At 43.6% G+C, this 14,106-nt stretch carries 15 protein-coding genes; 2 read left to right on the top strand and 13 right to left on the bottom strand.

Annotation, left to right across the window (positions count from 1 at the left end; all coding sequences use genetic code 11):
- Window positions 1-73: 73 nt before the first annotated feature.
- From ACH6C1_RS08220 to ACH6C1_RS08185, 8 genes are all read right to left on the bottom strand, one after another.
- Window positions 74-535: a CBS domain-containing protein gene (locus ACH6C1_RS08220; RefSeq protein ID WP_095222742.1), complete on the bottom strand. Its 462-nt coding sequence runs from the start codon at window positions 533-535 to the stop codon at window positions 74-76.
- 108 nt (window positions 536-643) lie between these two features.
- Window positions 644-1,621, bottom strand: coding sequence for a ring-cleaving dioxygenase (locus tag ACH6C1_RS08215; protein ID WP_095222743.1), 978 nt, complete (start codon window positions 1,619-1,621; stop codon window positions 644-646).
- 292 nt (window positions 1,622-1,913) lie between these two features.
- Window positions 1,914-2,435, bottom strand: a complete 522-nt coding sequence (locus ACH6C1_RS08210) for a DUF2812 domain-containing protein (protein WP_374076257.1) — start codon at window positions 2,433-2,435, stop codon at window positions 1,914-1,916.
- On the bottom strand, window positions 2,432-2,698 hold the full coding sequence (locus tag ACH6C1_RS08205; RefSeq protein ID WP_374077170.1) for a PadR family transcriptional regulator: 267 nt from the start codon (window positions 2,696-2,698) through the stop codon (window positions 2,432-2,434). Before ACH6C1_RS08205 ends, ACH6C1_RS08210 begins: the two co-directional genes overlap by 4 nt.
- 302 nt (window positions 2,699-3,000) lie before the next feature.
- On the bottom strand, window positions 3,001-3,342 hold the full coding sequence (locus ACH6C1_RS08200; protein ID WP_038560718.1) for a hypothetical protein: 342 nt from the start codon (window positions 3,340-3,342) through the stop codon (window positions 3,001-3,003).
- 199 nt (window positions 3,343-3,541) lie between these two features.
- Window positions 3,542-5,023, bottom strand: coding sequence for a D-alanyl-D-alanine carboxypeptidase/D-alanyl-D-alanine endopeptidase (dacB, locus tag ACH6C1_RS08195; protein WP_374076254.1), 1,482 nt, complete (start codon window positions 5,021-5,023; stop codon window positions 3,542-3,544).
- 128 nt (window positions 5,024-5,151) lie between these two features.
- Window positions 5,152-5,919 (bottom strand): exodeoxyribonuclease III, encoded by a 768-nt coding sequence (locus ACH6C1_RS08190; RefSeq protein ID WP_374076252.1) that lies wholly within the window; start codon window positions 5,917-5,919, stop codon window positions 5,152-5,154.
- Between the two features lie 26 nt (window positions 5,920-5,945).
- A complete protein-coding gene (locus ACH6C1_RS08185; protein WP_374076250.1) occupies window positions 5,946-6,917 on the bottom strand; it encodes a quinone oxidoreductase family protein in 972 nt (323 codons plus the stop codon).
- Window positions 6,918-7,036: 119 nt separating this feature from the next.
- Here ACH6C1_RS08185 and shc point away from each other — a divergent pair, with 119 nt between their 5' ends.
- Window positions 7,037-8,899, top strand: coding sequence for a squalene--hopene cyclase (gene shc, locus ACH6C1_RS08180; RefSeq protein WP_095222748.1), 1,863 nt, complete (start codon window positions 7,037-7,039; stop codon window positions 8,897-8,899).
- Here the strand turns inward: shc and ACH6C1_RS08175 are convergent.
- The 4 genes from ACH6C1_RS08175 to ACH6C1_RS08160 form a co-directional block, all read right to left on the bottom strand.
- Window positions 8,896-9,690, bottom strand: a complete 795-nt coding sequence (locus ACH6C1_RS08175; RefSeq protein ID WP_374076248.1) for an SDR family oxidoreductase — start codon at window positions 9,688-9,690, stop codon at window positions 8,896-8,898. The two genes, shc and ACH6C1_RS08175, sit on opposite strands and share 4 nt — an antisense overlap.
- Before the next feature lie 11 nt (window positions 9,691-9,701).
- Entirely contained in the window at window positions 9,702-9,833 is a 132-nt protein-coding gene (locus tag ACH6C1_RS08170; protein WP_366249746.1) for a hypothetical protein, read from the bottom strand.
- Between the two features lie 62 nt (window positions 9,834-9,895).
- Window positions 9,896-10,987 (bottom strand): glutamate 5-kinase, encoded by a 1,092-nt coding sequence (gene proB, locus ACH6C1_RS08165; RefSeq protein ID WP_374076246.1) that lies wholly within the window; start codon window positions 10,985-10,987, stop codon window positions 9,896-9,898.
- A gap of 118 nt (window positions 10,988-11,105) precedes the next feature.
- Entirely contained in the window at window positions 11,106-12,179 is a 1,074-nt protein-coding gene (locus ACH6C1_RS08160) for a branched-chain amino acid aminotransferase (RefSeq protein WP_095222751.1), read from the bottom strand.
- 213 nt (window positions 12,180-12,392) lie between these two features.
- Here ACH6C1_RS08160 and ACH6C1_RS08155 point away from each other — a divergent pair, with 213 nt between their 5' ends.
- Window positions 12,393-12,701 carry a hypothetical protein gene (locus tag ACH6C1_RS08155; RefSeq protein ID WP_374076243.1) on the top strand — a complete coding sequence of 103 codons (309 nt, stop codon included), beginning with the start codon at window positions 12,393-12,395 and terminating at the stop codon, window positions 12,699-12,701.
- 37 nt (window positions 12,702-12,738) lie between these two features.
- Here ACH6C1_RS08155 and ACH6C1_RS08150 read toward each other — a convergent pair whose 3' ends face one another.
- Window positions 12,739-14,034, bottom strand: coding sequence for a protoglobin domain-containing protein (locus ACH6C1_RS08150; RefSeq protein ID WP_374076241.1), 1,296 nt, complete (start codon window positions 14,032-14,034; stop codon window positions 12,739-12,741).
- Window positions 14,035-14,106: the final 72 nt, after the last annotated feature.

Here is a 14,106-nt window from a genome sequence, read left to right as displayed (position 1 = left end):
ATCTATCAAGCTCATAACTTCTATTCTAACATAAAAAAGCACTGACTCTTTCTTTTGAGTCAGTGCTTTACCATCAAAGTGCGTTCAGTAAGTTAGAATGAATCGTACGCAGAACATCACCGCGGCTGATTACCCCAACAACTTGCTTTTGGTCATTCAGAACCGGTATCTTTTTAAACCGGTGTTTTGCCAGAATGTTCACGACTTCTTCCATTTCGTCCTCTTCATGGACGGTGACGATTCCTCGTTTTTTAGCAAGATTCAATATAGGATGATCTTTTAATTCATCAACAATTTTATCTATTTTCTCTGCTTTAAAGCTTACAGTCAGCAAATAGTTGAAGACGACTGTATCCTTCGGCTGAATCCCCCGCAGAATATCTCCGTCACTGACAACGCCTACAATACGCCGGTCTTTATCCAGTATCGGCATTCCGCTGATCCGCCGGTTAACAAACGTCTCTAAAACCTGCTTGACCGTATCGTTTTCGCCCGCTGCTATTACATCTGTTATCATGAAGTCTTTTGCTTTCATAAAAAAGCCTTCCTTCTGTTTGGGATGAATGCTACATCTTTATTATACGCTTACCTGACGAAATCTGCTAAAAAAAAGACATCTGCTACATAAGCAGATGTCGGTTTATCATTCTTTTTCAAGCTGTTTTGTGCTGCGTACAGTATCGATCGGACGGACAAGCTTTTCGATTTGGTCACGTTTTGGCTCCAAAAATGGCGGCAAGGAAAGTTTTTCTCCTAGCGTTTCATATGGTTCATCACCCATGAAACCAGGACCGTCAGTCGCAAATTCGAATAAAATCCCTGGTGCTACTCTGGAATACAGCGATTCGAAGAAGTGTCGATCCACATATCCGGAAGTTTGGAATTGGAAGCTATGCATCCGTTCAATCCATTCCTCTAATACTGCTCGATCCTCGACACGGAAAGCAGCATGGTGAACTGTGCCAAATCCTTGTCTTCCGTCTGGCAGAATTGTATTGTGCTCAAGAACGATACTTGCACCATTACCGCCTTCTCCTACTTCATACAAATAGTAGGACCCTTCCTGTGCAACTGGACGGAAAACAAGTACTTTTTCGAGCATTTCCTTGAAATAATCAATATGTGCCGTCCTGACAAAAATCGGACCGAGCCCTGTGATAGCAAACTCCAAAGGTACAGGACCGTTCTGCCATGGTGTTCCAGAAGCCACACCTTCATCATTTTCATCGCTGATCAGCTGATATTGCTGTTCGTCGAAATCTTCGAAAGATAAAGTCTTGGTTCCGAACTGCTCTTTGATACCATGATGCTTTACTTCTAGGCGATCGAATCGTTTTACCCAATAATCCAGGGCAGCATCGGATGGCACGCGGAATGAAGTTTTGTAAATTTCATTCGTGCCATGTGTACCCTTCGGAATGCCAGGGAAATCGAAGAACGTCATATCTGTTCCTGCGCTGCCTTTGTCATCCGCGAAAAACAGATGATATGTTTGGATATCATCTTGGTTCACTGTTTTCTTAACAAGACGCATGCCAAGTACATACGTGAAGAATTCATAGTTTTTTTCTGCACTGCTCGTAATTGCCGTTACATGGTGAATACCTTTTAAATGATTCATCTTTATCACTCCAGCCTGATGATGGAATTACCTCGAATTCGAGATAAATACATTATGACGTACTCTCTCTGTGATGTCAAATGGATAGAAATCAAAGAAAAGCCTTCATATATTTCAATTACATCAATTCATTTCAATTTTCGGCTTACTTGAAGTTATTTTGTATTTTTATTAATTTTTCTTTTTTTGCTTCTTCGGCTCCTCCGGTCGTTTTCGACGGCATTTCACTTTTCTTTCAATTTCTATCCAAAACAATAGAGGTTATTCTGTCCGATCAGAATAACCTCTATTTCTATATCATAATCTCTTTTAGCTTCTTCGCTTTTCTTCTTAGCATATAAACACCAAAAATACCTATTATAGCTATTGGAGCAATAGTTCCCCCTATCCAGAAAGGTATATGGCTTGGATTCGTAATTGCCGGCAACCAGAAAGATAGCACATGCATTGCCAGAATAAATAAAAGATAATTAGATAAACGTATGTATTTAGCAGCTCTTGAATGGACATCTGTAAAAATCTCTAATTTATCTGTTCCATCATCCTTTTTGCAGAAGTAGTACCAGCCTCCAAAAGAACTGACCATATGCCATCCATCCATTTCGAACAAATCGAAATAACTTTTGTCAGGAAAGCCCAGTCTGTAATCCAGCTGATACACTAGTTTCGAAGGCGCTGCAGCCTTAAAGGTGTACGTGAACCATCTGTATTGTTCAAGCACCCAGCCTTCCTGTGCCATTTGCTGGAGCCAAACCTCTTCTTTCTGGTCATCCCATGCCCAAAACAATTTTCTTATCTTCTTTCTCTCTGTCATAATTCTCCCCCTAACTGTTTTTCGCTGATTTCAACAAGCTTGCGAAGCCGCTCATATTCAGCGAATAATAACCTTCTGCCGTTATCCGTCAGCTGATAAGACTTTCTAGTATCCTTCTGCTCCACTTGCGCGATCAACCGAAGCTTCTCTAATTTGCGGAGCGCTCCATAAAGTGTCCCTGGGCCAAGCTTCACTAACTCCTCACTGATAACTTCCACCTCTTTCATTATGCCGTAGCCATGCAGCGGCTGCCGCAGCACCATTAAAATGTAGTAGGTGGTATGCGTTAAAGGCAGTAGTTCCTCTGTTTTCTTCAATTGTTATACCTCCTTTGTTATATCGATATGCGATATATATCGTGTGTCGATACAATACCATATATTATACATTTCAGGTTATCGATAATTCTTATACCCAAGCTAATATGATGATAAAAAGACTTCAAAGGAAAGTGTGATTTTGAATAGAGTTATATATTCGGTACTACTACAAAGTTTCCTTATCGAGAGCTTCCGTCTTCTGCAAAGGACAAAAAAACAAGCGCCAGAACATATGTCCAGGCGCTTTACCAATGCTTGACATCCTTGAAATCCCGCATGATGATGCGCGACTCTTTAATGTCTTGATATAATCGATATGGCTTGCTCGCTAGCCGGATGGGCAGCGTAAAGAGAAATTGGCTTAGGTCATCTTTATACTCCGTCGTCATTCGGGAAGGTTTTGAAAGAATGCGATTTTGCCATTCTTCCTTGAATTCTTTTTGCAGATCCAGTCTGACATCGATAGCATGATGGCATTGCGTACAGCAAATGGTTTTGAGCTTATCATTGATGTACGTAATCGTAAATGGAGACTCCTCGCGACAATGGATACAATATAACTCTGCTTCCATGCGGCTTTGTTTCACCGTTATCTCCTTCTTTCCTAATATCTAGCATCAGAAACCAGAAACACACAGTGAGCGACTTCATTTCCAGAGCAGGATAAGACCTTCTGCTCAGAGCTTTCTCGCTTACTTCTCCGTTCCTGCAAGATTTCTACCGCTTATATTCCCTTCCTGATTAAAACATTTCGCTGTCCGCTTCCTGATATCCTGTCTATAACCTTCAATTTGTATGCATACTTTTCAACTCTTCATAAACAATTTTCAATATCTGGTCTTCTATCAGAGGTCCTTCCTCTTCATCCAGCAGTCCGTTCAGGAGAATGGAGAAAACAACATGTTCCCCTGATTTTGTTTCCATATATCCCGATAATGAACTAACGCCGGTAAGTGTGCCCGTTTTTGCATTAATCTTTCCAGTTAGTTCTGTATCAACAAAGCGACTGCGAAGTGTTCCACCGACCATGCGTTCCGACATACCTGCAACAGGAAGCGAAGTTTTGAACGCTGGATACCAAGACTCCTGTTTTACTTGTGTAAGCAGTGTTGTCAGTTGCCTGGCAGTTATACCATTTACATGTGACAGACCAGACCCATCTCTTATGACCATTTGTTCCGTTGGCAGCTGTTTTTCACTCAGATAATGTTCCATCTGATTGATACCATCTTCCCAGTTCCCGGCTTTTCCTCTGCTTCCGATATGCTTAAGGAACATTTCGGCATGTCCGTTATTGCTCAGTTTCATGAATGGAAGAAGCAGTTCTTTGAGCGGAGCAGATTGCTTCCGCAGAAGCTCGGTTCGATTCGCTGGTGCTTTTGCAGTTTTCGCCGTACCTGTGACTTGGATACCGGATGCTTTCACATAATCCTGAAACAAGTGCAAAACATATTCTGTTGGTTCCCAGACAGCTACCCATTCCTGCTCGCTATCGCCTGTTGCAATCGAGCCAGAAATGACTATATCATTCGTTCCATGTATTCGTTTCACTTCTAATTCCGCTTCTTCATTACCGGATACAATAACAGCATCATTTTGTATCGATACATAATCTGTTTCCGGAACTACATTAACCGACGGTTTCCCTGAAGACGAACTTGCTTCTACCATGACCTTCACTGTTCCCGTATCATGGTCATTATCAGGCGCTGCTGTCAGTGCACTGATTGCTGCTCCATAATAAGCTGATTCATCTTTCCATGTTGTATCTTCACTGTAACGCTCCCGATCAAAATACGTATCGTCCGCAACGATATCACCATTGATCTTCTTTATCCCTAATTCATGCAGCTGACTTGCAAGCTGCTGTACATCTTCATATGTAAGGGAAGGGTCCCCTTTACCAATCAAATACACGTTTCCATTGAGCTGCCCGTTCTTTACTCGGCCATTTGTTGCAACTATCGTTTCGAACCTATGCTCTTCCCCTAATTCATCCAGTGCTGCTGCTGCAGTCAGAAGCTTCATATTGGATGCAGGGCGCATACGCTGGTCAGCACTCTTTTCAAAAATGGTCCTACCTGAATGCTCTTCTGTAATATGGATTGCAAAGGCAGCTCCTTGCAGCTGTTCTTCACTGGCCAGATATTCTGATAATCTATCTTTCATCCTATCCTCTTTTCCGGCTACGTGGACATGCGTATGGGGTACCATACAAGCAAAAAGCAGCAGTCCTGCGGTTAAAATCCGCATAACATTGCGAATCATCAGCATCTCTCCTTATTGCATATCCTACTTAACCTGCACGTTATAATGTATGTGTATGTATCCTATCTTAGTGTACCAAACTATCAGATTATTTAAAATATTGTTCGGGGCATAAAGAAAAGACACCATCACATGGTGTCTTCATCCTTTATATACAAGCATACCGGACAATGGTCGCTGCCCATTGTATCAGCATGTATTTCTGCTTCTTGTATTTTGTTTTTCCACCGTTCAGAGACGATGAAATAATCGATACGCCAGCCGATGTTCCTTTCTCTTACTTTATTCATATACGACCACCAGCTGTACGCGTCCTCACGGTCCGGATAAAGGTATCGGAAACTATCTACAAAACCGGAAGCAAGGAAGGCAGTCATCTTTTCCCGTTCTTCTTTCGTAAAGCCGGAATTGCCGTGATTTGTCTTATGGTTTTTCAAATCTATTTCCTGATGGGCAACATTCAAATCACCGCATAAGATGACAGGTTTCCGGTTATCCAGCTCCTGAACATAAGATAATATCCTATCTTCCCACTCCAGACGCTCAGTCAATCGCGCCAAATCACGTTTGGAATTCGGTGTATACACCGTAACTAAATAGAAATTGTCATATTCCAAGGTAATGATCCTGCCCTCAGGTTCAATAACGCCCTCATCCAGTCCATATGTGACATGGAGAGGTTTATGCTTCGTGAAAACAGCAGTACCTGAGTACCCTTTGCGCTCTGCGTAATTCCAATATTGATAATATCCTGGCAGATCCAATTCAATCTGGCCATCCTGGAGCTTCGTTTCCTGCAAGCAGAAAAAATCTGCATCTTGTTCCTTAAAATAGTCAAGAAAGCCTTTCTTCACACAAGCTCTTATTCCATTCACATTCCATGATACCAACTTCATTTCTCTATTTCCCCCGTTGTATGTCTCTAATCTGCGATGCGCAGTATGATTTTTCCTGCATGTGTCCTGCTTTCCATTAGCTGATGCGCCTTACTCGCATCCTCGAGCTTGAATTCTTGTATGCTTGGGAAAGTGATATCCCCCATCTCAACAAAACTGATAACCTGTTCAGCGATGTGCTTTAAATCTTCTGGTCGTTTCTTACGAGTCGTCCCTAAGCTATAGCCGAGCAGTGACCGGCAGCTTGCGTGGACATCTGATGTTTTTATAGAACCAGCAGCACCGCTAGCGTTCCCATAGTTTACTAATCTACCGTAAGGCGCAAGACACGTAAAACTCTCTTCCATTACAGAGCCGGCTAGTGAATCTAAAATGAGGTCGGCTCCAGCTCCATCGGTCAGTCTTTGGACTGACTCTGATAGATTATCATAAGTAATACAATGATCAGCACCAAGCTTCAAAGGCAAATCCGCTTTATGATCTGTGCTCACTGTCCCTATTATTTTGCCTGCACCTAGCTTTCTTGCGAGCTGAACCAATGTCAGGCCTGTTCCGCCTGATGCAGCATGAATAAGCACTGTTTCTCCGTTTCCTAGTCTCCCAACGCGCTCGAGCAGCATGAAGGATAAAAAGGAAGGAACCGGACAGGCAGCAGCAACAGCTGTATCAACTTGATCTGCAACTGGATATACGAGCATCGCATTTGCTATGGCATACTCCGCATAAGAACCTTCTTTTACGAATGCAATAACTCTTTCTCCAACTTGAATCCCTTTGACATCTTGTCCTACCTTATCAATGATTCCAACAGCATCCAATCCAAGTATGCCTGGATTTCCTGCTCCTTTCATGCCTTTTCGCTTTTTTATATCAGCAAAATGAACACTCGCTTTTAACACCCTTATCCTTACTTCACCTGCTGATGGCTCAGGCACAGTCACTTTTTTGTATTCCAATACATCCAGACCGCCTGTACTTGCCGCTACAATTGCTCGCATAATAAGCCTCCTATTAACTGGGACATAGATGCACGAGTCATAATCAGCTATTCAATGCATATTTTATCATATTGCAGTATATTTTCCGTTCAATAACTCTCGGGAAAAGGAGCTGTATCATGAGCCAGGTCAACATGGAAGATGTGAAGATGGCAATTGAGAAGCGTATAAGTAAGCTTGAAGAGCTACAGCAGGAGGATGGATCTTGGCGTATGTGCTTTGAAGGTGCAATTTTGACAGACTGCTTCTATATAATCACCTTCACTTCTTTCGGCAAAGAACCAGATACTGTAGAGAAGCTGAAAGTCCATTTATTAAAAAAGCAGCGGGACGATGGCAGCTGGACAGCATATCCTGGCGAAAGAAACGGCAACTTATCGGCTACTGTATTGGCTTATGCTGCACTGCGTTTTTCTGGAGTCACCGCTCAAGAGCTGCGGGCAGCAGAACGCTTTATCAGCACGAACGGAGGGATTAACAAAGCCCATTTTATGATCCGCTTCATGCTGGCAGTGCACGGGATGATACCATGGCCGCCTTTTTTGAAGTTCCCTATGACCGCGCTGCTTGTGCCGACCACATTCCCAATAAATTTCTTTCAATTCAGTTCTTATGCCAGAATCCATTTTGTACCGATGCTGCTTTTGCTGAATAAAAAGTTTAAACGAATCAGCCGGCATAGCGTCCAGCTTGAGCATTTATTGTATGAAGATGAATGGGATGATTTAACGGAGATTCGATCGCCCTTTCGTACCATCACAGATGAATGGAGCCGTCTCGCCCGTCTGCCGGCCCGTCTGCACCGTGCCGGCTATAAATATGCGGAACAATATATGGGAGAAAGAATCGAATCAGATGGGACTCTATACAGCTATGCAAGTGCCACTTTCTTCATGATTTACGCTTATCTAGCGCTTGGATATGAAGAAAACAGTCCAAAAATACAGCAGGCATTAAAAGGCATACACGGACTTGTCAATGAGAACTGCAACGGTATCCACGTCGAAAATTCAACATCAACAGTTTGGGATACCGCTTTACTCAGTTATGCACTTCAGCAGGCAGGCGCCCCTGCCAAACATCATATGATTCAATCAGCCAATCATTATCTACTGCAGCGGCAGCATGTTAAGAAAGCAGATTGGCAGATTCATCAGCCTGGTACAGAGCCTGGCGGCTGGGGTTTTTCAGATATCAATACAAATCATCCAGATAACGACGATACATCTGCCGCACTTCGAGCCCTCACAAGGCAGGCACGCCATGACCTTACTGTTAAGCGAGCTTGGAAAAAAGGATCAGATTATCTGTTGGCGATGCAAAATAAAGACGGCGGCTGGGCAGCTTTCGAGAAAGATACAGACTGGTGGGTATTAGGTAAGCTCCCGATTGAAAATGCAGAAGATGCTGCCATTGATCCTTCTACTCCGGATTTGACTGGCCGGGTGATGGAATTCCTTGGAACATATGCAAGTTTGAAAAAAGATCATTCCAGTATGAAAAAGGCTGTCCGCTGGCTTTATAAACACCAGCAATTAAATGGTTCATGGTATGGCAGATGGGGAGTATGTTATTTGTATGGGACGTGGGCTGCTTTGACTGGTCTTGCAGCAGTTGGTGTAAAACCGACAGAAAAGCATATAAAGCGTGCTGTAAATTGGCTAAAAGCCGTCCAGCATGAGGATGGCGGCTGGGGAGAATCGTGCCGAAGTGCTGAAGTAGGAACATATGTAGACTTGCCGATTAGTACGATTGTCCAGACTGCTTGGGCTGTTGATGCCTTAATAGCCAGCGGCGAACAGGATAGTAAGGAGGTACAGCAAGGCATCGCTTTTTTGTTATCAGAGCCTCTGCTGCAAACCTCGATTGACTATCCTACTGGAATTGGTCTTCCTGGACAATTTTATATTCGCTATGAAAGCTATCCGCATATCTTCCCGCTGCTTGCATTAAGTCATTACCGAATCAAAGCAAAGTCTTAACCAATACTTTTGACCATTCCGCCATCCACGACGAAAGCTTGGCCGGTAATATATGAATTGGCAGAAGAGCATAGGAAAACGGCCATGTTGGCAAATTCTTCAGGCGTACCGTATCTTCCCATCGGGATAGTTGCTTGGCTTTGCTGCTGAACGTCCTCCAGGCTTTTGCCTAGTTGATCAGCAGTCTTCTGATCCAGCTGATCGACTCGATCGGTATGTATTTTTCCAGGACCAAGCGTATTGATCAGGATATTGTCTGGTGCCAGTTCTTGCGAAAGAGATTTCGCCAAGCCGACAATCCCTGCACGGAATGTATTTGATAACAGCAAGTTATCGATTGATTGCTTAATGGAAGATGAAGCGATATTAAGAATATGGCCGCCTCCATTTTCCTTCATGATCGGAGCTGCAGCTCGAATGAAACGGACGAAACTCAATAGATTCAGTTCGAAAGCTTGCTGCCAGTCTTCATCGGCGAAATCCATTAATTTACCGGCCGGTGGTCCGCCAGCATTATTAACAAGAATATCAACTGATCCGGTATGCAGCTTAGCTGCCTCGACTGCACGGATGATATCTTGTGCATCCGTTATGTCACAGACCGAATAAGCAACAAGATCACTCCCGGATTCCTTCATTATTTCATCTCGTGTCTTTTTAAGTGCTTGCTCATTACGGCTGACAATATGAACAGAGGCGCCCTCCTTGGCTAATCGCAAGGCTGTCGCCTTACCCAGCCCTTTGCTGGCTGCTACGACCAGTGCTGTCTTGCCTTTTAATCCTAAATCCATATGATCACTCCTTAATCTGCTGCTTTTGCGATTTTACTTCTGATCCAGCGAGCTGCTGTTTCCTCCGGGATCTCGTATGTACCGCCTTCGCGAAGCAGTTGATTTTTATACATTGTTTGGACAAGCATGATTACTTTCATCATTGCCACTCCTTTCTGGTCTTCATTATACACCCAAGCCGCCAAGCAGGCAGGCTTGGCGGCTTTCATAGGAATACAATATAATTTCGATGGACTACAGCTTTATGCCAAACGGAAGACGGATCAGTCTCGCGATTTGTGAGCATTTCGCGCAAATCAGCAGATGAAATATCACTGATACCGCGGGCGATAATATCTCCATCTGTTGTCTTGATTTCCACGACAGCGGACGTGGAAAAAGTGCCATGTACTTCTGTGATTCCAATCGGAAGCAGACTTTTCCCATGCTCAAGCAAAGCTTCTGCTGCACCTGAATCGATTATAAGGCTGCCAGTCGCTCTTGCATGATGCGTGAGCCATTGCTTCGTTTTGCGCTGCACCTCTGTTGCTTCGTCTCCTATATACGTTCCTGCTCCATTGTCTCGGGCAATCTCAAGCAAGGTCGATTGCTCATTCGTTGTACCGATGAATACAGGCACCCCTAACTCAAGCGCAGTTTGAGCAGCCAGTACCTTTGAATACATGCCGCCCGTACCGACCTTGGAACCGGATGTCTGTTCAATGGAAGCCTGCATTTCTGGAGGAATCGCGTCCAGACGCTGATATCGTTTCGCATCAGGATAAGTATTTGGGTTCTTATCGTAGATACCGTCCACATCTGTAATTAGGATCAGTAAATCAGCTTTCACGAGTCCGCTGACATAAGCAGACAGCATATCATTATCACCAAATGTCAGTTCTCGTATGGATACTGAGTCATTTTCATTGATTATTGGAATGATATTGCGCCTCAGCAGCTCCTGCAGCGTATTGTAGCTGTTATGATACTGATCGGCATTTGTAAAGACATCCCGCGTCAAAAGCAGCTGCGCACATTTCATATCATGTTTGCCAAAAGCTTCCGTATAAGCTTGGACGAGCAAACCTTGTCCGATTGCAGCCGCAGCCTGTTTCCCTTCGATTGTCACCGGTCTTGATGGATATCCCAGCTGACGGAATCCTGCTGCCACAGCACCTGATGATACAAGTATCACTTCATGTCCTTCTTTGATTAACGCTACTATTTGGTCCGTATGCTGGCGAATCTTTGATTCACTCATTCCGCCGCCCGATTCAGAAAGCATGCTTGAGCCTATTTTTACAATTATTCTTTTCATCTTCCATTCACCTTTTCATCTAACAACTCATTTTAGTAACGATTATATAGTAAAATAGCCCAAGCTCCTAGTCTCAAAGCTAAAAACCTCCACCGCTATGTGTGGAGGTTCTTCTAAGTTAGTTGACTTCGACTGTCCAGCCGAATGTATCTTCCAGCTCACCTTTTTGAATGCCGACGATCGTATCATAGACACGCCTTGCAACTTCACCAGTGACGCCATTATTGATCTCGTACGTTTCGCCTTCATAGAAGAGCTTGCCGACTGGGGAGATGACTGCTGCTGTCCCGGTACCGAACGCTTCTTCGAGTTTGCCTTCTTTCTGCGCTTGAACCACTTCCGCAATAGAAACACGGCGTTCTGTTACTGGATAACCCCAATGTTTCAGCAACTGCAGGACACTGTCGCGTGTTACTCCCTGAAGGATGCTGCCGTTCAGCTGTGGTGTAACAATCTCGCCATCAATTTTAAAGAATACATTCATACTCCCTACTTCTTCGATGTATTTCTTCTCGACACCATCCAGCCAAAGTACCTGAGAGAAGCCAGAGGCTGCTGCCACTTCTTGCGCCTTAAGGCTTGCAGCATAGTTTCCGCCGGTTTTCGCATCGCCTGTACCGCCTTTGACTGCACGTACATAGTCATTCTCCACTGCAATGCTTACCGGGTTGATACCTTCTTTGTAGTAAGCCCCTACAGGAGACAGAATGATGATGAACTTGTAGCTGACAGATGCAGCTACGCCAAGGAACGGCTCCGTCGAAATGATGAACGGACGGATATAAAGTGAAGTTCCTTCTGCAGTCGGGATCCAATCTTTCTCGACCGAAATAAGCTGTCGCAATGCTTCTAGCGCTAATTCTTCATCTAATCGCGGAATGCACAGTCTGTCGTTTGAACGATTCATACGTTCAAAGTTTTTATCCGGACGGAACAGCAATACTTTTCCTTCCTTGGTTACATAGGCTTTCAAGCCTTCAAAAACCGTCTGGCCATAATGGAAACACATGGCTGCCGGATCCAATTCCAGCGGTGCGTACGGTACGATCTGTGGATCGTGCCATCCTGTATCGACTGAGTAATCCATCGTGAACATATGGTCGGTGAACACCTTACCGAATTGAAGCGTGCTTGCTTCCGGTTTCTGTTTTAAATTTTCGCTGCGTGTAAATGCAAAGGTTTGTTGTTTCAAAGCTAGGACTCCCTGTCATTTAAGATTTTCTTTCTCTTTTTCAGTTGAATTGTTTCTAATGATAGAATATTGCGACAACAATATCTTATCAACAGATTATATAGGAGTTTGCGAACAGTTTCAACCTAAAATTTTAACAAAACTGCATTCTGTATGTTAGGATAAACAAAGATAAGGGAAAAGAAAAGCACATACATAAAGGAGGTACAGCATATGGAAACGGGTACAAGCATGTGGATCATTTGCGGAATCATTATTATCGGCGCACTTGCAATCGCAGCTGTTATGATCATGAAAGCTGTTAAATCAATGCTCGCAACAAAGAATAAAATCAATAAGACAATGGCACCGATGCAAGCGGATATGCAGACAATCAAGCAAGAGCAGACAGTTTTGCAGCAGCATCAGAAAGAAATCCAGTCTAATGTTCAATCGATTACGGAAGGTTCGAAGACTGTTATTTCTTCCATTAAACAAGCACCTTCTGCATTGAAAGAACAATTCAAACAAACACAGTTTTAACACAAACAACCAGCAGTCATCTGACTGCTGGTTTTCTTTATGCTTCCGTAAGTTCATTTAATTGGCGCAGTACGGTTTCTGCCTGTTGCATAGCACGTTTTACATCCATAAGCTCACCAGTGAATTCCTTGATGCTTTCTTCTGTACGGCTGCTTATTTGTTCATTACTTTGCGAATGCGTCATGATATTCTCAAACTTTGTCGTAACATCCCCCAGCTGTAGAGTACCATTTGCAATCAAATCCTCTGCTGTCTCCATGAATTTGCTCACATTATTAATCTGGGAATGCGTATCTTGAATCAGCGCTGTTACATCGGAAACAGATGATTTCGTTTCTTCCGCCAGTTTCCGGACCTCGCTCGCTACGACGGCAAACCCTTTTCCTTGTTCACCGGCCCTTGCCGATTCAATCGAAGCATTAAGAGAAAGAAGGTTCGTCTGTTCAGCAATACCTTCCACTAACACTACAATACTGCCGATCTTAGCAGCTGCTGCCTCCAAAGCAGTTAGTTCCTTTTGCACCATATCCATTTGCTCGCCGATTCGGTGCATCCGCTGCTGCTGGGATGCCAGACCCGCTTGTCCTTGTTCAGAATGGTTCACCACTTCTTTTGCTGTCTGTTTTGTTTCATTACTCTGTTGGGTCAATGTTGCTGAGAATGCAACAAGCTCTTCGACAGCTCGGTTCACCTGCAGGAATATGCTTGTGAGGCTCTCGGAGGTAGCTTGGATTCTTTCATATAATGTATCCTGCTTCTCGATATGTTCAATATGTACACGTTCATGTTCTGTATTATAAGCATCCAACACAATTTGCTGTTCTATGTTAAAGATCTTTGTCGTGGCAAGTACTGCTGAGCGGTAGGCTCCGAAGTCATGGAGATGCTGTTCGAATATGGATAGCATCTGCTGCAGGAGATCCTGGAAAGCTCCCATATACCACTTTGGTTCCAGTCCAATTTTTGCATGAATCAACGCGATACGTTTGCGTTTCTCTACATAATCAGTATCCACTTTGCCATCAAACATTTCCTGTATATGCCGCTTAAGCGTCTGCTTCAATCTATCAACAGAACTATTGCTTTCAATGATTGTGAGTAAATTGTTCTGATTGGTGATGTTCTGATAAAACCGGCTGACGATACTTTCAATCTCCGAACAGACTAGTGGCTGTAATCCTGTTAAAACGCGCAAATCATCTTCTTTCAGATGAATCATATCAAGCTGTTTTTTCAGTTCGCCTTCGATCTTCAATGTGACGTTTGCTTCTCTAGATACATCAGTTTGTTCCACTGTTTCTGCATTTCTCTCTTTTTTGCGTTTCAATAACATGCTGATCCTCCTCGATGAATCCCCCATTCCTTGTATATCGGTTGAATATCAGTAATTTGAAGCATTCTTCCA

The organism is Terribacillus sp. JSM ZJ617, assembly GCF_044383785.1.
GTDB lineage: Bacteria > Bacillota > Bacilli > Bacillales > Amphibacillaceae > Terribacillus.
The sequence above is the reverse complement of the archived record's forward strand: the minus strand, read 5'-3'. Positions and strand labels throughout refer to the sequence as shown.